The following is a 19339-nucleotide window of genomic DNA, read 5'->3' as shown; positions in this document are numbered from 1 at the left end:
GCGCCTCGCCGTGCAGGCGCACTGCCTTCGGCGCGGCGCCTAGCCACGCTCATTTTGAACCAACCTCTGGAGAGGAGTGCGGGGGGATGCGATGCTGAACACAGAAACGCCTCACCCGGAACATTCCCAGCTGGATCAATATCCGGCCGGGACGCTGGTGGACGCCCTGCTGGCGGACCAGTCCCAGGCCGCGCTGGCGGTGCAGGCGGCGGCCTCCAGCATTGCCGCCGCCGTCGAGGCCATGGCGCCGCGCATCGCGGCCGGTGGACGGCTGATCTATGTCGGCGCCGGCACCTCGGGCCGCCTCGGCGTGCTGGACAGCGTCGAACTTCATCCCACTTTCTCCTGGCCGCGCGAACGGGCCGTGGCCGTGCTGGCCGGCGGGCGCGGCGCCATGTTCGAAGCAGTGGAGGGCGCCGAGGATGACGAGGCGCAGGGCGCGGCCGACCTCGCCGCGCTGGCGCCGCAGCCGAACGACGTGGTGCTGCTGCTGGCCGCCTCCGGAGCCACGCCCTATGTGCTGGGCGCCTTGCAGGCCGCGCGGGCGGCCCGGGCGCTGACGGTGGGCATTGCCAACAATCCGGACGCACCGCTGGCGCGTGGCGCCGAGATCGGCATCACTGTCGCTACCGGCCCGGAAATCATTTCCGGCAGCACCAGGCTGAAGGCGGGAACGGCGCAGAAAATCGTGCTCAACACGCTGTCGAGCGCGCTGATGGTCAAGCTGAACAAGGTGTACGGCAATCTGATGGTGGACCTGAAAGCCACCAATGCCAAGCTGGTGCGGCGCGCCGTGCGCCTGACCATGGCGGCGGCCCAGGTGGACGAGGCCACGGCGCGCATCATGCTGGAACAGTGCGGCTACCAGGTCAAGGTCGCCATCGTGGCCCTGCTGCGCCAGGAAGACGCCGCCACCGCCCAGGCCCGCCTGGCCCGTACCGAAGGCAGCATCCGTGGCGCGCTGGCAGCCGACAATTAACCGGCTGGCGGCCTGATGTTGACGGCTACGCCGTTCACGATGTCGTAAGGCACCCGCACCTTGGCGCTTTCTCCCCCGAAGTCGCGCGGATTGCGGGTGATCAGCAGGCGCCCGCTGGCCCAGGCGGTGCCGCCTATGATGGCGTCGGCAAGCTTTATTTTCGGTGGCAACACGAAGCTGGCGCCCCGTATCGTTGCCGCTGTGCGTATGATGGAGACGGTGGTTTGTATCACACGGATTTCGAGCTGGTTCAGCCATTGCTGAAAACGTATCTCTTCTGAGCGGGACATGCGGCAAGCCACTTCCAACCATGAGATAGCACTGATGGCAGCGTCGGAATAGTAGGCTATCTCGTCCGTCGCTGCCGCGTGGCCAGCGTAGTGGTCGATCAGAATATTGGTATCAAAGAGTACGCTTATCATTCCGAGCGCATGAGTTCTTGATACTCCACCCCATCCAGGGGAATGTCGGTTCTGCCTTTCCAGGCGCCGAAGGTAAGCATCGCTGCCTGCCTGCGCCTTCGCCGGGCTTCTTCCTGGTACGCGGCCTCCACCTTTGACAGTGCGGCGATCACCTCCGGCTGCACGACTGCAGGCACACCAGGTACCCGTTCAATGGCCCGATTCGCGCCCGCCATCATCCGGACGACATGGGCATTTGACCATTTGTAATCTGGCATGGGCTTCTCCTGCAAGGACGAATGACATCCCAGTGTAGTCCATGGCGGCGTGAGGACGCTTGTGCTGCACCAATGTCCTGTATCCTTGCTGATTTGACAGACAGCTCAAGGACGTATGGCCGCAGCACCACCCAGCCCCTGGTCCTGGATCCCCTCGCTGTGCTTCGGGCAGGCCATACCCTATGTGACGGTGATGATGCTGTCCACCGTGATGTACAAGAACCTGGGCGTGTCCAACGCCGAGCTGGCGCTGTACACGGGCTGGCTGTACCTGCCGTGGGTGATCAAGCCGCTGTGGTCGCCGCTGGTGGAGATGCTGGGCACCAAGCGCCGCTGGATCGTCGCGCTGCAGCTGCTGATCGGCGCCGCGCTGGCGCTGGTGCCGCTGACCCTGCACCTGCCGCAATTCTTCCAGCTCAGCCTGGCCCTGCTGTGGCTGATGGCGTTCAGCTCGGCCACCCACGATATTGCCGGCGACGGCTACTACATGCTGGCCCTGCCCCAGCACCATCAGGCCGCCTTTGTCGGCGTGCGCAGCACCTTTTATAAATTCGGCATGGTGGCGGGACAGGGCGGACTGGTCTACCTGGCCGGCGCCCTCAGCGAGCGCAGCGGCGATCCGGCGCTGGGCTGGTCGGCTGTGTTCGGCCTGGTGGCCGTGCTGTTCCTGGCCCTGGGCGTTTACCACCAGCTGGTCCTGCCGCGTCCCGCCCAGGACCGGGCGCATGCTTCGGGCGGCCTGTGGCGCGACTTTGTGGCCACTTTCCGCAGCTTTTTTGCCAAGCCCGGCATCGCCCGCATCCTGTGTTTTTTGCTGCTGTACCGTCTGGGCGAGGCCCAGCTCTTGAAGATGGCGGGTCCCTTCATGCTCGATCCGCTGGAAAAAGGCGGCCTGGGCCTCAGCACCGCCCAGTATGGCGTGGTGTACGGCACCATAGGCGTGATCGCGCTGGTGCTGGGCGGGCTGGCGGGCGGCGTGGCCATTGCCCGCTTCGGGCTGAAGCGGGCACTGTGGCCCATGGTGCTGGTCATGCACCTGCCGGACCTGGTGTTTGTCTACCTGGCCGCCATGCAGCCCTCCAGCCTGCCCCTGGTGACGCTTTGCATTGCGGTTGAGCAATTCGGCTACGGCTTCGGCTTTGCCGCCTTCATGCTGTACATGATCATGGTGGCCGATGGCGAGCACAAGACCGCCCATTACGCCATCTGCACCGGCTTCATGGCGCTCGGGATGATGCTGCCAGGCATGCTCAGCGGCGAGCTGCAATCCTTGCTGGGCTACCGCAATTTTTTCCTGTGGAGCTGTTTGTGCACCTTGCCTGCCTTCATTGCTGTTGCCAGGGTGGAGATCGTTGCCGGATTCGGCCTGAAAAAAAACGGCTGAGCATTACAATACGCTGCTTCAACTGATACGGGGAATGGTTTTGGTTTTTAATGCGAAAAGGCGGATGACGCTGGCCGCCGCTGGCAGCGGTGCGCTGGCCATGCTGCTGGATGGTTGTTCCAGTACGCCCACGGTCCCGGCGCCGGTTGCCGGCGCCATGCCGCCGCCGGCTGGCCTGCCCGGGGCAGCGCCCACGCCCGCACCGGCAAGCAGCCCGGCCGACGGTTTCATGCCGCCGCCGGCGCCGCGCGAATTCCGCGCCGCCTGGGTGTCCACAGTGGCCAATATCGACTGGCCCAGCCGCAACAACCTGAGCATGGAAAAGCAGCAGGCCGAGGCCCTGGCCATCCTGGAACGGGCCCGTTTGCTGAACCTGAACGCCATCGTGCTGCAGGTGCGGCCCAGCGCCGACGCCATCTATCCCTCGCAATTGGAACCGTGGTCGGAATTCCTCACCGGCGCCCAGGGCCGGCCGCCCAAGACGGCCTGGGACCCGCTGCAGTTCTGGATCGAGCAGGCCCATTTGCGCGGGCTGGAGCTGCACGCCTGGTTCAATCCCTACCGCGCGCGCCACGCCACCGCCAGGACCCCGCTGGCGCCCGGCCATATCGCCAAGACCAAACCGGAGACGGTCAAGACCTATGGCCGCTACCTGTGGATGGACCCGGGCGAACCGGCCGCCTCGCAGCACACGCTGGACGTAGTGCTGGACGTGGTGCGGCGCTACGATATCGACGGCGTCCACATCGACGATTACTTCTATCCCTATCCGATCGACGCGCCCAACGCGGCCGGGCCGGAAGGCGTGGCGCTGGATGGCGGCGTGTCCGGCGCCCAGAAGCCGGAGCTGGAATTCCCCGACCAGCCGTCCTGGCAGCGCTACCTGCTGGGCGGAGGACAACTGGACCGCGCCTCGTGGCGGCGCCAGAACGTCAACAACATGATAGAACAGCTGTACCTGGGCATCCGCAAGGAAAAGAGCTGGGTGCGCTTCGGGGTCAGCCCGTTCGGCATCGGACGGCCGGACAAGCGCCCACCCGGCATCGTCGGCTTCAGCCAGTACGACAAGCTGTATGCGGATGCGGAGCTGTGGTTGTCCAAAGGCTGGCTCGATTACCTGGCGCCGCAGCTGTACTGGCCGGTGTCGCAGACGCCGCAAGCCTTTGATGTGCTGCTCGACTACTGGCTGGCGCAGAACAGCCATGCGCGCCACGTGTGGCCGGGCCTGTACACCAGCCGCATCGACGCCGCCACCAAGGCCTACGCGCCGGAGGAAATCGTCAAGCAGATAGCCGTCACCCGCAGCCGCGGACGTGGCGCCGGCCACCTGCACTTCTCCATCGCCCCGCTGATGGAAAACCGCAAGGGCATCAGCGACCAGCTGCGTGCGCGCGCCTACCAGAGCGCGGCCCTGGTGCCGCCCACGCCCTGGCTGGGCAGCGAGGCGCCGGGCGCGCCCAAGGCTTCCTGCAAGCGCGCCCAGGGCGGGCTGGCGGTGGAGCTCAATCCGGGTGGCGGCAAGCCGGTGGCGCAGTACGCCATCTGGACCCGCTACGGCAGCGAGTGGCGCTTTGCCGTCGCCCCAGCAGCGCGGCCGGTGCTGCTGCTGCAGGATGATGCCTCGGGCGGCGCCGCCAACGCAGTGGTGGTGAGCGCGGTCGACCGCCTCGGCAACGAGAGCGAACGCGTCACCGTGCTGCGATGACCCTGGCGCTGGCGCTTGGTCTGGACGCGGGCGGCAGCGCCACCCGCTGGGCGCTGGCCGGCGCCGATGGCGCCATCGTGGCCGAGGGCGAGGCCGCCGGCCTGTCGGTCAACCAGATGGCCAGCGAGGAGGGGCGGGCAGCCCTGCGCGCCACGCTGGGCGACCTGGCGCGCCAGGTGCTGGCCCGCGGCCGGCCGCTGGCTGTTTGCGCCGGCTTGACCGGCTTTGGCGGTAATGACAGCAATGGCGCGCAGCTGTCGGCCTGGCTGGCGGCGGACCTGGCGCTGCCGACCGAACGCATAGGCCTGCGCAGCGATATCGAAATCGCCTGCCTGGCTTGCCACGGGCCGGGCGAGGGCTACCTGGTGTACGCCGGGACCGGCTCCATCGCCGCCTTCATCGACGCCGACGGGCAGCTGCACCGCGCCGGTGGCCGTGGCGTCGCGCTGGACGATGGCGGCGGCGGCTACTGGATCGGGCGCGAGGCCCTGCGCCACGTGTGGCGCCTGGAAGATGAACAGCCGGGCGCCTGGCGGCAATCGGCCATGGCGCGCGCCCTGTTCGACATGGTGGGCGGCAGTGACTGGGCCCGCTCGCGCGAATTCGTGTACGGCGCCGCGCGCGGCGACATGGGCAAGCTGGCGCTGGCCGTCGCCGCCAGCGCGGACGACGATACGGCCGCCGTCGCCATCCTGGAACAGGCCGGCCGCGAACTGGCGCGCATCGCGCTGGCGCTGGTGTCCCGTTACGGCGCCAGGCCGGTGGCGCTGGCCGGACGCGCCGCCACCCTGCATCCCTTGATCGCCTCATCGATGCGCGCCGCGCTGCCGCCCGGGCTGGAACTGCGCGAAATAAGCGTGAGGCCGCACCATGCGGCGGCCCGTCTTGCACTACACTGCGGAAATTGATTTTTTCGGACTACCCATGAACACCGTCAAGCTGACCGTCCTTTCCGCCGCGCTGGCTCTGCTGGCCGGCTGCGCCACCGTGCCGCCATCCGGCCCGGTGATCGACCGCAGCCTGTCCGCGCGCGGCCAGAGTGAGCGCATCAAGTACATCATCCTGCACTACACGGTGAGCGACACGCCGCGCTCCATCCGCACCCTGACCACCACCGACGTCAGCGCGCATTACCTGGTGACGGACGGCGATCCGCCGGTGATCTATGGACTGGTGGACGAGGCGCGCCAGTCCAACCACGCGGGCTACAGCAACTGGCGCATCTACAACCAGCTCAATTCGGCGTCGATCGGCATCGAGATCGTCAACCCCGGCTTCCGCGACACGCCGCAGGGCCGGGTCTGGACGCCGTTCAAGCAGAACCAGATCGACCAGGTGATACTGCTGGTGAAGGACATCGCGGCGCGCTACCGCATCAAGCCGGAGAACATCCTGGGCCACAACGAGATCGCGCCGCAGCGCAAGCAGGATCCGGGACCGATGTTCCCCTGGAAGCAGCTGGCCGATGCCGGCCTGGTGGCCTGGCCCGACCAGGGCCGGGTGGCGGCGCAGCTGGCGCTCTACCAGGCGCAGTTACCGGACAATTTCTGGTTCCAGAAAAAGCTGGCGCAGCATGGCTATACGGTGCCGCAGACCGGCGTCTGGGACGAAGCCTCGCGCAACGTGCTGTCGGCCTTCCAATCCAAGTTCCGCCCAACCAAATTCGACGGCGCCCTCGACCCGGAAACGGCAGCCATCCTGGACGTGCTGACCACGCCGGCGCCCGCCGCGCCATCGGCTCCTCCGCCGGCGGAGCCGCAATAAGAGCCGGTTTCCAAATACGCGTGGCCAGGCGCGGCAGCCAAGACGGCAGGTCCGCCCGACAAGGCGCCGCAGCGGTGCTCTGGACATCCTGAAGCGGCTTCTCGGCTAGCGTGCGCCCTGTGCAACCCAGTCCACGATGCCGTCCAGGACCGTGCGGCCTGCGCCGTTGGCGGTGTTGGGGTGGTTGATGATGGCCACCACGATGCATGGGTGGCCGCCGTCGTCCGGCACGTAGCCGGCGATGGCGATCACGCCGTTCAGGCTGCCCGTCTTGAGGCGGGCGCGGGCGGCGGCCGGGCTGTCTTTCAGGCGGCGCTTCATGGTGCCGTCCAGCGCTGCGATCGGCAGGCTGGAGAGGAATTCCGGCATCCATGCGCTTTGCTGGCCAGCCTGCAGCACGCCTGCCAATTGGGCCGCCGTGGCGCGTTCGCTGCGCGACAGGCCCGAGCCATTGTCCAGTACCAGGCCACGGTCGTCGATCTGGTGGCGCAGCAGCCAGGCGCGGAGGGCCAGGTCGGCGCGCGCCGTGGTGCTCATCGCGGGATCGGCCACGATGGGACGGCTGCCCAGCACGGGGTCGGCTTCCAGGCTGCCCAGGCTGAGGAAAATGGTGCGCGCCAGCGTGTTGTCGGACAGTTTATTGGTGTCGCGCAGGACTTCCGGCAGCGCGCGCGAAACGTGTTCGGCCAGCAGGCGCGCCGCGCCCGGCGCCATGTCGCGCGCGGCCGGATCGGGCTGGCCCGCCAGCGCAGGCGCCGCGCCGGACGGTGCTGGCGCGCCAGCAGCCGAGGCTTGCGACGCCGCCGCTGGCGCCAGGTCCGATGCCGCCGGCACGGCCTCGCGCACCGTACCCGCCAGGCTGCCGCCCAAACGGCTCCATTGCGCGCGCAGCAGGCGCGCCAGGTAGTCGTGCCGGTCCAGCACATTCACGCTGGTCGAGCGCACGCAATTCTTCGGAAAGCTGCCATGCAAGACCACCTTGATCTGTTCGCCGTCGCGCGTGGTGTCCGGCGTCTTCCAGCCCTCTTCCCACTTGGCGCAAGGCGCGTCGGTCAGCTTCAGGTCGGCCTGCACGCTGACCTTGTCCATCTCGGGCAGCATCGCCACCGACAGCCCGCTGGCGCTTGCGCGCAGTTCCAGCTTGAGCAGGTTGGTGTTGAGCAGCAGCGCATCCGGAATCACGTTGTAGTAGGCCCAGGGATATTCATCGAAGGGCGCCACGCCCACATCCAGCCGCGCCGGCTGGAACAGCAGCCGGTCCAGCACCACGTCGCCCGCGATGTGCTGTATGCCCTGGCTGCGCAGCGCCTGCAGCATATGGAATAGCGCATCCTCGTTGAAATCCGCGTCGGCGCCGCCGCGCAGATACAGGTCGCCCTGCAGCACGCCGTTCACCACGGGCGCGCTGGAACGCAGCTCGGTGCGGCCGCGGAACACGGGGCCCAGCTGCTCCAGCGCCACCAGGGTGGTGAACAGCTTCATGGTGGACGCTGGTTGCATGCTTTGCTGCGCATTGTGCGACACCAGCGGCGCATCGCCGCGCAGCACCACCAGGCCGATGGCGTCCTGCGGAATGTGCGCCTTTTGCAGCAGGGCCGCGACCGGTTCCGGCAGTTCGGCATGGGCGGCGCCGCAAGCGAACAGCGCGGCAAGGATGAGGCGGCGTAGCATGGAAGATCCTGTCAATGGAAGAACACGTAGGCAACGCAGATGGCGGCAATCACGCCGGCCAGGTCGGCCAGCAGGCCGCAGGAGATCGCGTAGCGCGTCCTGCGTATGCCCACCGAACCGAAATACAGCGCCACGATGTAGAAAGTGGTGTCGGCCGAACCCTGGAAGATGCAGGCCAGGCGTCCGACGAAGGAATCCGGGCCGTAGGTGCGCATGGTGTCTATCATCATGGCCTTGGCGCCGCTGCCGCTCAGTGGCTTCATCAGCGCGGTCGGCAGGGCTGGCACGAAATCGGTGTTGAAGCCGAGGGCGCCGAACAGCCAGCTGAAGCCATCCACCACGAAGGTGAACACGCCCGCGTTGCGGAACACGCCGATGGCCACCAGCATGCCGACCAGGTAGGGAATCACGGTCAGCGAAGTCTGGATGCCCCCCTTGGCGCCCTCGATGAAGGCCTCGTACACATTCACTTTCTTGCGCAGGGCGCCGATGATGAAGCCGCCGATCACCGCCATCAGCAGCACATTGCTGGCGACCTTGGACACCACTTCGATCTGCGCCTTGTCCAGGTATTGCGTGAAGGTCCAGATCAGCGCCGCGATGGCGGCCGTCATGCCGCCCAGCCATCCCAGCACCACGCCGTTGAGCAGGTTGATGCGCTGGCGGATGGAAACCGCGATGATGCCGGCCACCGTCGCCACATAGGTCGCGATCATGCAGGGGATGAAGATGTCGGACGGATCGGCCGCGCCCAGGATGGCGCGCTGTGCCATGATGGCCACCGGGATCAGGGTCAGGCCCGAGGTGTGCAGCACCAGGAACATGATCTGCGCGTTGCTGGCCTCGTCCTTGTTGGGGTTCAGGGTTTGCAGGCTCTCCATGGCCTTCAGGCCGAACGGGGTGGCGGCGTTGTCCAGGCCCAGCAGGTTGGCCGAGAAGTTCATCACCATGTGGCCGGTGGCCGGGTGGTTTTTCGGCACGTCGGGGAAGATGCGCGAGAAGAAGGGCGAGATCACGCGCGCCAGCAGATCCACCGCGCCGGCTTTCTCGCCGATGTTCATGATGCCCAGCCACAGCGTCATCACGCCGGCCAGCGGCAGGGCGATGTCCATCACCGCCGCCTTGGCGGAATCGAAGGTGCCGTCGATGATGCGCTTGAAGATCTCGGTGTCGCCTAAAAACAGGAATTGGGCCAGGGCGGCGCCGAAGCCCACCAGGAAGAAGCCGGACCAGATGTAATTGAGCGACATATCACGGACAAAGAAGGAGGATGGCAGAGTATAACGTGCCGCACACCGACCGGTACGCCGCGATTTCGGCGCCTTGCGTAGAATGCCAGCATACTCATACGACGGAGCCGGCAATGAAGCTGTTCACCCGCAGGGCGCTGTCCCACGTGGCGTCGCACCCGCTGGGCTTCCTGCTGCAGACCATCAAGGGATTTCGCGCCAACCAGGGCTTGCTGCTGGCCGGCGCGGTGGCCTATTACTCGCTGCTGTCCATCGTGCCGCTGGTGATGCTGGTGGTGGTGGCGCTGTCGCACGTGATCGACCAGCAGGAGCTGCTCGATACCCTGGGGCGCTACCTGGAGTGGCTGGTGCCGGGACAGTCGGGCGCCATCGTCACCGAGGTCGGCCACTTCCTGGCGCACCGCGACCTGGTGGGCGGCATGATGGTGCTGACCATGCTGTTCTTCAGCTCCCTGGCCTTTGGCGTGCTGGAAAACGCCATGTGCGTGATCTTCATGCACCGGGTGGCGATACAGCGCCGCCATTACCTGACCTCGGCCATCCTGCCCTACTGCTACATCCTGTCGCTGGGCGTGGGCATGCTGCTGGTGACCCTGGTGGCGGGCGGCTTGCAGGTGCTGGGCGAGGAGAGCATACAGTTCCTCGGCCATACCTGGTCGCTGGACGGGGTTTCGGGCGTGCTGCTGTATTTGCTGGGCTTTGCCGGCGAGGTGCTGGTGCTCAGTTCCATCTACCTGGTGATGCCGGTGGGGCGGCTGTCGGTATCGCATGCGCTGATCGGCGGCGTGACGGCCGCGCTGCTGTGGGAAATCGCGCGCCGGGTGCTGGTGTGGTACTTCAGCACCCTGTCGCACGTGAACGTGGTGTATGGCTCGCTGACCACGGCCATCGTGGTGATGTTCAGCCTGGAGATAGGCGCCACCCTGCTGCTGTTCGGGGCCCAGGTGATTTCCGAATTCGAGCGGGTGGGCCGCAATCCGGCCAGCGAGTCGCATCCCGGCCTGCGCACCGATCCGGTACCGGTGGAAAAATAATTTGTGCGGCGCACAAAAGCCGTGTTATACTGCGTTCTGTGGTTGAGGTCCGCTTGCGGACAGTCCCACATCCGGCAAATGCGCCGCGTTCCGATATGTGTAAGACCGGAGCGCAGCCGACGCAGACAGCCGGAGTTTGTAATTCCGAATACGTTGGTCGATTTACACGTCGAGGCACCACGCAGATAGCATGGGCGTCGAGACTCCGGAGTCACTTGGCAGATAGCCCTGGACATCCCGGCAGCGATTAAAGCATAGGTAATACATTGGAACGAAGCCTGCAGCGATGCAGGCTTTTTTTTCGCTTACAGCCCCCGTGCGATCAGCAGCTTCTGGATGTCGCTGGTGCCCTCGTAGATCTGGCACACGCGCACGTCGCGGTAGATGCGTTCGACCGGGAAGTCGGACACGTAGCCGTAGCCGCCGTGCACCTGGATCGCGTCCGAGCAGACCCGTTCCGCCATTTCGGAGGCAAACAGCTTGGCCATGGCGGCTTCTTTCAGGCAGGGCTGGCCCGCATCCTTCATGGATGCCGCATGCCAGATCAGCTGCCGCGCCGCCTCGATCCGGGTCGCCATGTCCGCCAGCCGGAACTGCACTGCCTGGTGCCCGAAGATGGGCTGGCCGAAGCTCTCGCGCTCCTTCGCATACGCCAGCGCCGCCTCGTACGCGGCGCGCGCCATGCCGACCGCCTGCGCCGCGATGCCTATCCGCCCGCCCTCCAGGCCGGACAGGGCGATCTTGTAGCCCTGGCCTTCGACGCCGATCAGGTTGGCGGCCGGGATGCGGCAGTTCTCGAACACGATTTGCGCCGTGTCCGACGAGTGCTGGCCCATCTTCTGCTCCAGCCCCGCCACCACGTAGCCTGGCGTGGAAGTCGGCACCCAGAACGCGCTAATGCCTTTCTTGCCGGCCGCCTTGTCCGTCACCGCCAGCACGATGGCCACATCGGCATGCTTGCCGCTGGTGATGAACTGCTTGGCGCCGTTGAGCACATAGCTGTCGCCATCGAGGGTGGCGGTGGTGCGCAGGGCGGCGGCGTCGCTGCCCGTGTGCGGCTCGGTCAGGCAGAAGGCGCCCAGCATCGCGCCCTGCGCCAGTGGCCGCAGCCACTGCTCCTTCTGCCGGTCACTGGCATAGGCCATGGCGATGCTGCACACCGGGCAGTTGTTGACCGAGATGATGGTCGAGGTGCCGCCGTCGCCGGCCGCGATTTCCTCCAGCACCAAGGCCAACGATAAATAATCCATGCCGGCGCCGCCCCATTGTTCCGGCACCGCCACGCCGAAGGCGCCCAGCGCCGCCAGCTCCTTCAATTCCTCGCGCGGGAAGTGGTGGTCGCGGTCCCAGCGCGCCGCGTTGGGCGCCAGCTTTTCCCGCGCAAAGCTGCGCAGGGCGTCGCGTATCATCTCGTGCTGTTCGCTCAGTATCATGGGGTCCTCACCAGGCGATGGGCGTGCCGTCGTAGTTGCGGTAGACCGCGCGCTCGGACGCTGGCAGCGCGGCCAGGGTGGCGCGGATGCCGGAGGCGCTTTGCTCCACCGTGATGTCGGCACCGGCGCCGCCCATGTCGGTCTGCACCCAGCCCGGATGCAGGGCCACGCAAGTGACGCCCTTGGGGCCCCACAGCAGCGCGGTGTCGATCAGCACCGAATTCAGGGCCGCCTTGCTGGCGCGGTACAGCGATCCCGACGGGCTGGCGCGCTCGCCCAGTGAACCCATCCGGGAGGACAGCACGGCCAGCCTGCCGCCTGCCTCGGCCACCAGCGGCGCCAGGATGGGCAGCAGCCGCATGGCGGCCAGCACGTTGGTGTGCATCACGCTGTCGAAGTCGGCCTGCAGCGGAAAGCCGTCGTGGTGCGGACCGTACACGCCCGCATTCAGGATGGCGACGTCGAGCTCCTCGCCATCGAGCTTCCAGCCCATGCCGGCCACCGCCTCCACGTTGGTGACGTCCAGCTGGTGCGCCTCCGCGCCCAGCGCCGCCAGCATCTCGCAATCCTCCTGCTTGCGCGCGGTGGCGATCACGCGCCAGCCGGCCGCCAGGTATTGCCGCGCCAGTTCGTGGCCGATGCCGCGCGAGGCGCCTATGATCAGTGCCGCCGCCATCAGATGAGCTCCACGGCCATGGCGGTCGCTTCGCCGCCGCCTATGCACAGCGAGGCCACGCCGCGTTTGCCGCCGGTGCGCTTCAGGGCGCCCAGCAGCGTGACGATGATGCGCGCGCCGGACGCGCCTATGGGATGCCCCAGCGCGCAGGCGCCGCCGTGGATGTTGACCTTGCTGTGCGGGATGTCGAGCTCGCGCATGGCCGCCATCGGCACCGCCGCGAAGGCTTCGTTGATTTCGAACAGGTCGACCTCGGCCGCCGTCCAGCCGGTTTTGGCGAACAGCTTCTGCATGGCGCCTATGGGCGCGGTGGTGAACCAGTCCGGCTCGCGCGCATGGGTGGCATGGCCGTGGATGCGGGCGATGGGCGCCAGGCCCAGTTTGGCGGCAGTGGACTCGCGCATCATCACCAGCGCGGCGGCGCCATCGTTGATGGACGACGACGAGGCGGCCGTGATGGTGCCATCCTTCTTGAAGGCGGCGCGCAGGGCCGGGATTTTCTCCGGTTTGGCCTTGAGCGGGCCTTCATCCTGGGCGATGACGGTGTCGCCCGCGCGGCCGCTCACGGTGACGGGCGCGATCTCCCAGCCGAACCAGCCTTCGCGGGTGGCGGCCTGGGCGCGCTCGACCGAGGCGATGGCGTAGGCGTCCTGCGCCTCGCGCGTGAACGCGTATTTGGCCGCGCATTCCTCGGCAAAGGTGCCCATGGAGCGGCCCTCGCCGGTTTTCTCGTTGCGCGAATAGGCGTCCTCCAGGCCGTCATACATCATGTGGTCGAACAGCATGCCGTGGCCGATGCGATAGCCGCCGCGCGCCTTGGGCACCAGGTAGGGCGCGTTGGTCATGGATTCCATGCCGCCCGCCACGATCACGTCGGCGCTGCCGGCTACCAGGGCGTCGTGCGCGTAAATGGCGGCCTGCATGGCCGAGCCGCACATCTTGGACAGGGTGACGGCGGCGGTGGAGGCGGACAGGCCGGCTTTCAGCAGGGCCTGGCGCGCCGGGGCCTGGCCCTGGCCGGCCATCAGGCAGTTGCCGAAGTAGACGTGCTCGACGGCGTCGGGCCCCATGCCGGCCCGTTCCACGGCGGCGCGTATGGCCACCGCGCCCAGGTCGTGCGCGCTCAATGCGGCGAAATCGCCCTGGAAGGCGCCCATGGGGGTGCGCGCGGCGCCCACGATGACAATGGGATCATTCATTTTCTAGAGTCTCCATAAACGGCGGCGCCGCCACCAGGGGCGGGGCCAGGTGCTGGTGATAAAAGCGGATGTGCTGCGGATAGGGGAATACGTCCTCCACATAGCCATCCAGGATGTGCTGTTTGCGCGCCTGCCAGTACTCGGGCGTGAGCAGGTCGGCGTGGTGCTGCATGAAGTAGTGGCGTATCTTCGGGTTCCCCAGCAGGAAGGCGCCGAACTGCTCGGGGAAGACGTCGTGCCTGCCCACGTGGTACCAGGGCTCGGCCGCCATCTCGTCTTCCTCGTTGCGCGGCGGGGGGATGGCGCGGAAGTTGCAGTCGCTGATGTATTCGATTTCGTCGTAGTCGTAGAACACCACGCGCTGGTGGCGGGTGACGCCGAAGTTCTTGTACAGCATATCGCCGGGGAAGATGTTGGCCGCCACCAGTTCCTTGATGGCGTTGCCGTATTCGACCACGCCATGCTCCAGCGCCAGCGCGTCGCCATCCTTTTCGGCCTGGTCCAGCCATAGATTGAGCGGCACCATGCGGCGCTCGATGTACAGGTGGCGGATGATGAGCTGCTCGCCGTCCTGTTCCAGCAGCGAGGGTGCATGGCGCTGCAGCTCGGCCAGCAGCTCGTCGCTGAAGCGGCTGCGCGGGAAGGCCACGTTGGAGTATTCCAGCGTGTCGGCCATGCGGCCCACGCGGTCGTGGTGCTTGACCAGCAGGTACTTCTCGCGCACCAGTTCCGGCGTGGTCTCCTTGGGCGGCGGATAGAAATCCTTGATCACCTTGAACACATAGGGGAAGGACGGCAGCGTGAACACCAGCATCACCAGGCCGCGGATGCCGGGCGCAATCTGGAACTGGTCGGACGAGTGCCGCAGGTGCTGCAGGTAGTCGCGGTAGAACAGGGTCTTGCCCTGCTTTTGCAGGCCGAGGAGGGTGTAGATCTCGCTGCGCGGCTTGCGCGGCATCAGGCTGCGCAGGAACTGCACATAGGCCGACGGCACTTCCATGTCCACCAAAAAATAGGCGCGCGTGAAGGAGAACAGCAGCGCGATCTGCTCCTGGTCGAACAGCACGGTGTCCAGTATCAGTTCGCCCTGGTTGTTGTGCAGGATGGGCACCACGAAGGGGTACACGCGGTTGCCGTTGACGCCCTTGCCCACCACGTAGGCGCCCTTGTTGCGGAAGAATAGGCTGGACAGCACCTGTATCTGCTGGTTGGGTTCCGCCTTCTGTCCCTCCATCAGCTGGTCCATGCGCTTGCGCACCTGCTCCACGTCCTGGTCCAGGTTGGCGTAGCGTCCCTGCAGCCCGAAGCCGGTGATGATGCGCTTGAGCGTGGCCTGCAGGCCATCGGCGCCGGGATAGTAGACGCGGTAGGTGGGCGCCGCTTCCTCGCCCTCCAGGTAGTCGGTGGACACCATGGGCCGCACGAAAATGAACTCGTTGTTGAAGTAGCGCCGGTGCAGGATGTTGCAGCACACGGAGTTGAAGAAGGTTTCGGCCAGCTCCGGCTGCTTGTGGCCGGACAGCATGCCGATGTAGTGCAGCTTGAGCTCGCGCCACACTTCGTCGCTCAGTTCCTCCGGCTCGTATTCATCCTCGAGCAGCTGCACACATTCCTGGACGCGCTGGTCGTAGTAATCGATGCGTTCGCGCGCGGCGCGCTGCTGCTCCTGCCAGGCGCCGCGCTCGAAATACTGGCGCGCCTGCTGGCTGGCCTGGCGGAACAGACGGTAGTGCTTGTCGAAGCCATCCAGGATGGCGCGCGCGATATCGAAAGCAATCTGCGAACGCAGCAGCTTGGGATAGGCGGCGGGTACCCTGGCCATGGGGATGGCGCTATGCGGTTTCGGCAAACAGTTCGCGGCCGATCAGCATGCGGCGGATTTCGCTGGTGCCGGCGCCGATCTCGTACAGCTTGGCGTCGCGCCACAAACGGCCTACCGGATACTCGTTGATGTAGCCATTGCCGCCCAGGGCCTGGATCGCCTCGCCGGCCATCCAGGTGGCTTTCTCGGCGCTGTACAGGATGGCGCCGGCGGCATCCTTGCGCAGCTGGCGCACCGCTTCCGGGGCGGCGGCGCGGTCGCAGGCCTGGCCCACGGCGTAGACATAGGCCTTGCAGGCCATCATGGTCGAGTACATATCGGCCAGCTTGCCCTGCATGAGCTGGAATTCGCCTATGGCCTGGCCAAACTGCCTGCGGTCGTGCACATAGGGCACCACCACGTCCATGCAGGCCTGCATGATGCCCAGCGGGCCGCCTGACAGCACGGCGCGCTCGAAGTCCAGGCCCGACATCAGCACGTTGACGCCCTTGCCCACGCCGCCCAGCACGTTCTCCAGCGGCACCTCGCAGTTGTCGAACACCAGTTCGCCCGTGTGCGAGCCGCGCATGCCCAGCTTGTCCAGCTTTTGCGCCACCGAGAAGCCGGGGAAGTTTTTCTCGATCAGGAAGGCCGTCATGCCGCGCGGGCCGGCTTCCAGGTCGGTCTTGGCGTACACCACCAGCACGTCGGCGTCCGGACCGTTGGTGATCCACATCTTGGTGCCGTTCAGCACGTAGCGGTCGCCCTTGAGGTCGGCGCGCAGCTTCATGCTGACCACGTCGGAACCGGCGTTGGGCTCGGACATGGCCAGCGCGCCGATGTACTTGCCGGAAATCAGCTTGGGCAGGTATTTCTGCTTTTGCTGCTCGTTGCCGTTGCGCTTGATCTGGTTCACGCACAGGTTGGAATGGGCGCCATACGACAGCCCCACCGAGGCCGAGGCCCGCGAAATCTCTTCCATGGCGACGATGTGGGCCAGGTAGCCCATGCCGGCGCCGCCGTATTCCTCGCCCACCGTGATGCCCAGCACGCCCAGGTCGCCCAGCTTGCGCCACAAGTCCATGGGGAACTGGTCGCTGCGGTCTATGTCGGCCGCGCGCGGGGCGATCTCGGCGGCGGCGAATTGCTGGACGGCGGCGCGCAGGGCGGCGATATCCTCTCCGTGGTCAAAGGTCAGGCCGGGCAGGTGGAACATGTCATCCTCGCTGTGGTAGGTATGCCGCCATGATACGCGGATATGACGTTAACGTAAACGTAAAGTGAGCCTCAGGCCGGCGCCTGTCACGCCGCGCTGGCCGCCAGCAAGCGCTTGCATTCTTCCTCGTGGGCGGCCAGTTCGGCCAGCGACATCTCTATGTCTTCGCGCTGCTGCTCCAGCGTTTCCCGGTGCTGGGCCAGCACGGCCAGGAATCGGTGCATCTGGGCTTGCGTGTCCTTGGGACTTTCATACATGTCGACCAGGCTCTTGATCTCGGCCAGCGACAGGCCCAGGCGCTTGCCGCGCAGGGTCAGCTTGAGGCGGGTGCGGTCACGCGGAGCGTACACCCGGTTGCGGCCGCCGGCGCCCTCGCGCGAAGGGCTGATCAGGCCCTGGTCTTCGTAGAAGCGGATGGCGCGCGGCGTGATGTCGAATTCGCGCGCCAGTTCGGTGATGGTATAGGTAGTGGACATGATGATGTGCTAGCGCTGATTCCGTTTACGTCAACGTCAAAAAACATTGTAGCAGTTACGCCATAGCCTGGAGGTATCGTGCGACGCCAAACGGGGGGCGGCGTCATCATGGGCAAGCGCTGGATTTGACAAATTTCATCTATGTCGCAACCACGCAGCATGCGGGAATTTCCCTCACAAGACGATTAGAATGTTATTCTAATAACCTTACTCCAGTTGTATGCCTTGCGTGTCCTGGACAACTCTGCTTTGTGGTGCTTTCCAAATAAAATTCTGCGCCACAGTAGGCTGTAATGCGCTTATCCAGAGGATAGAATGTTAAATTTAAAATCACGAATCGTCACAATTGCTCGCGGATAGCAAGAGACTGACTTTCATGACGCAACGTGAAATAGTGCCAATATGAATTCTTCCAATGAACGCGAAAGCTTCAGCCAGCGCCTGCAACAAGCGCTCAAGAATGCCCATTACTCACCCGATAGTCCGACCCGCCTGGCGCGCGAATTTAACATTCGTTTCGAAGGCCGCCCGATCACCGTGCACGCTGCGCGCAAATGGCTGGTGGGCGAGGCCATACCGACCCAGGAAAAGCTGCGCATGATCGCCCAGTGGCTGGGCGTGCCCGCCGAATGGCTGCGCTTTGGCGGTCCTGAGGAGGGCGCGCCGGCTGCCGAAGGTGGCAACGGGCTGTCGCGTTTCGAATCGGCCGACGTCAAGCTTATTGCTGATTTGCAACGTCTGGATGAGCATCACAAGCAAATTGCGCGCGAGTTCATCCGCATGCTAGTGCGCGTTAATTACCAGAAGTAACATTGCTTCACGGCTTAGCTGGTGAGAGGCGGTATTCGGCTGGGCCTGGCGCGTCGCTGCAGTTGTCTATAAAGTTCGGCAACATACGCAAGCATGACAGATATGTCATGGCACAGACACGGATTTGAGGCACAATGGGATAGCCCGCTGCAGCGCAGCACTGACGATGGAGTATCGCCCTTGAGCCAGCCGATGAGAAGCAACTACAGCAACGCAGCCCAGCTCAAAGAACTGATGACCGCGCCGCCCATGACGGCGGCCCAGCACGCCGAGGTCATGCGCAAACGCAATGCCCAGCGGCGCATGGTGGAGGAAGCCAAGGAGTTGAAACGGGCCAGCGCCCAGGCTTACGATCTGCGCTAGGGCGCGTCGGCCTTCATGCCGCCCCAGCGCGGCGCCAGGGTGTTGGGCAGGCCAAACAGGTCCAGCACGCGCGCCACGGTCTGGTCCACCATCTCGTCTATGGTGCGGGGATTGTGGTAGAAGCTGGGCAGGGGCGGGAACACGATGCCGCCCATTTCCGTCACGGCCGTCATATTGCGCAGGTGCGCCAGGTTGAACGGGGTTTCCCGCACCATCAGCACCAGGCGGCGCCTTTCCTTGAGCACCACGTCGGCCGCGCGCGCGATCAGGTTGTCGGACAGGCCATGGGCCACCGAGGCCAGGGTCTTCATGGAACAGGGGGCGATCACCATGCCGTCGCTGAGGAAGGAGCCGCTGGCGATGGAGGCGCCGACGTCGCGCACCTTGTGCACCACGTGGGCCAGGGCTTCCACCTCGCGCCGCTGCAGCCCGGTTTCCTGGTGCAGGGTGAGGACGGCGGCATCCGAAATGACCAGGTGGGTTTCCACACTTGGCTGATGCTGCAGGACTTGCAGCAACCGCACGCCATACACGGCGCCGGTGGCGCCGGTGATGGCGATGATCAGCCGTGTCGGACGGTCAGGCGGCATCCAGCAGGGCCTTGAGCTCGCCCGACTCGTACATCTCGCTCATGATGTCGGAACCGCCGATGAACTCGCCCTTCACGTACAGCTGGGGAATGGTCGGCCAGTTCGAGTATTCCTTGATGCCCTGGCGCACTTCCGCATCGTCCAGCACGTTCACGGTGGCGATGTTCTGCACGCCGCAGGCTTTCAGGATCTGGATGGCGCGGCCGGAAAAGCCGCATTGCGGGAACTGGGCGGTGCCCTTCATGAACAGCACCACCGGGGTGTTGGTCACGGTTTCTTTGATCCAGGTTTGTACGTCGCTCATGGCTG

At 65.7% G+C, this 19339-nt stretch carries 20 protein-coding genes; 8 read left to right on the top strand and 12 right to left on the bottom strand.

The annotated features are described in order from the left end of the window. Positions 1-91: 91 nt before the first annotated feature. A complete protein-coding gene (locus ACLB1G_RS10800) occupies positions 92-979 on the top strand; it encodes an N-acetylmuramic acid 6-phosphate etherase (RefSeq protein ID WP_491627196.1) in 888 nt (295 codons plus the stop codon). Here the strand turns inward: ACLB1G_RS10800 and ACLB1G_RS10795 are convergent. After that, positions 976-1401 carry a PIN domain-containing protein gene (locus tag ACLB1G_RS10795; protein WP_491627195.1) on the bottom strand — a complete coding sequence of 142 codons (426 nt, stop codon included), beginning with the start codon at positions 1399-1401 and terminating at the stop codon, positions 976-978. The two genes, ACLB1G_RS10800 and ACLB1G_RS10795, sit on opposite strands and share 4 nt — an antisense overlap. Continuing rightward, complete coding sequence (locus ACLB1G_RS10790; protein WP_491627194.1) at positions 1398-1658, bottom strand: hypothetical protein; 261 nt, start codon at positions 1656-1658, stop codon at positions 1398-1400. The genes ACLB1G_RS10795 and ACLB1G_RS10790 overlap by 4 nt, the downstream gene beginning before the upstream one ends. Positions 1659-1773: 115 nt before the next feature. Between ACLB1G_RS10790 and ACLB1G_RS10785 the strand changes: the two genes are divergently transcribed. The 4 genes from ACLB1G_RS10785 to ACLB1G_RS10770 are packed head-to-tail and all read left to right on the top strand — an operon-like array spanning position 1774 to position 6511. Then, a complete protein-coding gene (locus ACLB1G_RS10785) occupies positions 1774-3042 on the top strand; it encodes an MFS transporter (protein ID WP_491627193.1) in 1269 nt (422 codons plus the stop codon). Positions 3043-3076: 34 nt separating this feature from the next. After that, positions 3077-4747: a glycoside hydrolase family 10-like protein gene (locus ACLB1G_RS10780; protein ID WP_491627192.1), complete on the top strand. Its 1671-nt coding sequence runs from the start codon at positions 3077-3079 to the stop codon at positions 4745-4747. Beyond that, complete coding sequence (locus ACLB1G_RS10775; protein ID WP_491627191.1) at positions 4744-5655, top strand: N-acetylglucosamine kinase; 912 nt, start codon at positions 4744-4746, stop codon at positions 5653-5655. Before ACLB1G_RS10780 ends, ACLB1G_RS10775 begins: the two co-directional genes overlap by 4 nt. A gap of 16 nt (positions 5656-5671) precedes the next feature. Next, entirely contained in the window at positions 5672-6511 is an 840-nt protein-coding gene (locus ACLB1G_RS10770; RefSeq protein ID WP_491627190.1) for an N-acetylmuramoyl-L-alanine amidase, read from the top strand. Positions 6512-6616: 105 nt separating this feature from the next. Here ACLB1G_RS10770 and ACLB1G_RS10765 read toward each other — a convergent pair whose 3' ends face one another. Together ACLB1G_RS10765 and ACLB1G_RS10760 are read right to left on the bottom strand one after the other, a co-directional pair. Then, a complete protein-coding gene (locus ACLB1G_RS10765) occupies positions 6617-8182 on the bottom strand; it encodes a D-alanyl-D-alanine carboxypeptidase/D-alanyl-D-alanine-endopeptidase (RefSeq protein WP_491627189.1) in 1566 nt (521 codons plus the stop codon). 11 nt (positions 8183-8193) lie between these two features. Beyond that, complete coding sequence (locus ACLB1G_RS10760; RefSeq protein ID WP_491627188.1) at positions 8194-9432, bottom strand: nucleoside recognition domain-containing protein; 1239 nt, start codon at positions 9430-9432, stop codon at positions 8194-8196. A 113-nt stretch (positions 9433-9545) separates the two neighbouring features. On the opposite strand from ACLB1G_RS10760, the gene ACLB1G_RS10755 reads away from it, so the two are divergent. After that, entirely contained in the window at positions 9546-10466 is a 921-nt protein-coding gene (locus ACLB1G_RS10755; RefSeq protein WP_491627187.1) for a YihY/virulence factor BrkB family protein, read from the top strand. A 305-nt stretch (positions 10467-10771) separates the two neighbouring features. Here ACLB1G_RS10755 and ACLB1G_RS10750 read toward each other — a convergent pair whose 3' ends face one another. The 6 genes from ACLB1G_RS10750 to ACLB1G_RS10725 form a co-directional block, all read right to left on the bottom strand. Next, positions 10772-11899, bottom strand: coding sequence for an acyl-CoA dehydrogenase family protein (locus ACLB1G_RS10750; protein ID WP_491627186.1), 1128 nt, complete (start codon positions 11897-11899; stop codon positions 10772-10774). A 7-nt stretch (positions 11900-11906) separates the two neighbouring features. Next, positions 11907-12575: an SDR family oxidoreductase gene (locus tag ACLB1G_RS10745; protein WP_491627185.1), complete on the bottom strand. Its 669-nt coding sequence runs from the start codon at positions 12573-12575 to the stop codon at positions 11907-11909. Further along, positions 12575-13774 carry an acetyl-CoA C-acyltransferase gene (locus ACLB1G_RS10740; RefSeq protein ID WP_491627184.1) on the bottom strand — a complete coding sequence of 400 codons (1200 nt, stop codon included), beginning with the start codon at positions 13772-13774 and terminating at the stop codon, positions 12575-12577. Before ACLB1G_RS10740 ends, ACLB1G_RS10745 begins: the two co-directional genes overlap by 1 nt. After that, a complete protein-coding gene (gene aceK / locus ACLB1G_RS10735) occupies positions 13767-15596 on the bottom strand; it encodes a bifunctional isocitrate dehydrogenase kinase/phosphatase (protein WP_491627183.1) in 1830 nt (609 codons plus the stop codon). The genes ACLB1G_RS10740 and aceK overlap by 8 nt, the downstream gene beginning before the upstream one ends. Positions 15597-15606: 10 nt before the next feature. Next, complete coding sequence (locus ACLB1G_RS10730) at positions 15607-16791, bottom strand: isovaleryl-CoA dehydrogenase (RefSeq protein ID WP_491627182.1); 1185 nt, start codon at positions 16789-16791, stop codon at positions 15607-15609. A gap of 86 nt (positions 16792-16877) precedes the next feature. Continuing rightward, positions 16878-17267, bottom strand: coding sequence for a MerR family transcriptional regulator (locus ACLB1G_RS10725; protein WP_491627181.1), 390 nt, complete (start codon positions 17265-17267; stop codon positions 16878-16880). A 402-nt stretch (positions 17268-17669) separates the two neighbouring features. Here ACLB1G_RS10725 and ACLB1G_RS10720 point away from each other — a divergent pair, with 402 nt between their 5' ends. Both ACLB1G_RS10720 and ACLB1G_RS10715 read left to right on the top strand, forming a co-directional pair. After that, positions 17670-18077 (top strand): hypothetical protein, encoded by a 408-nt coding sequence (locus ACLB1G_RS10720; RefSeq protein ID WP_491627180.1) that lies wholly within the window; start codon positions 17670-17672, stop codon positions 18075-18077. Between the two features lie 192 nt (positions 18078-18269). Further along, positions 18270-18440, top strand: a complete 171-nt coding sequence (locus tag ACLB1G_RS10715; protein WP_491627179.1) for a hypothetical protein — start codon at positions 18270-18272, stop codon at positions 18438-18440. On the opposite strand, the gene ACLB1G_RS10710 is transcribed toward ACLB1G_RS10715, so the two are convergent. After that, the gene (locus ACLB1G_RS10710) at positions 18437-19030 is read right to left on the bottom strand and encodes a UbiX family flavin prenyltransferase (RefSeq protein ID WP_491627178.1); all 594 of its coding nucleotides are present in this window, start codon (positions 19028-19030) and stop codon (positions 18437-18439) included. The genes ACLB1G_RS10715 and ACLB1G_RS10710 overlap by 4 nt on opposite strands. Continuing rightward, on the bottom strand, positions 19020-19334 hold the full coding sequence (gene grxD, locus ACLB1G_RS10705; RefSeq protein ID WP_491627177.1) for a Grx4 family monothiol glutaredoxin: 315 nt from the start codon (positions 19332-19334) through the stop codon (positions 19020-19022). Before grxD ends, ACLB1G_RS10710 begins: the two co-directional genes overlap by 11 nt. Positions 19335-19339 lie beyond the last annotated feature (5 nt).

This window comes from Duganella kummerowiae, assembly GCF_053572355.1.
Note: the sequence above shows the minus strand (reverse complement) of the source record. Positions and strands in the feature narration are given on the sequence as shown.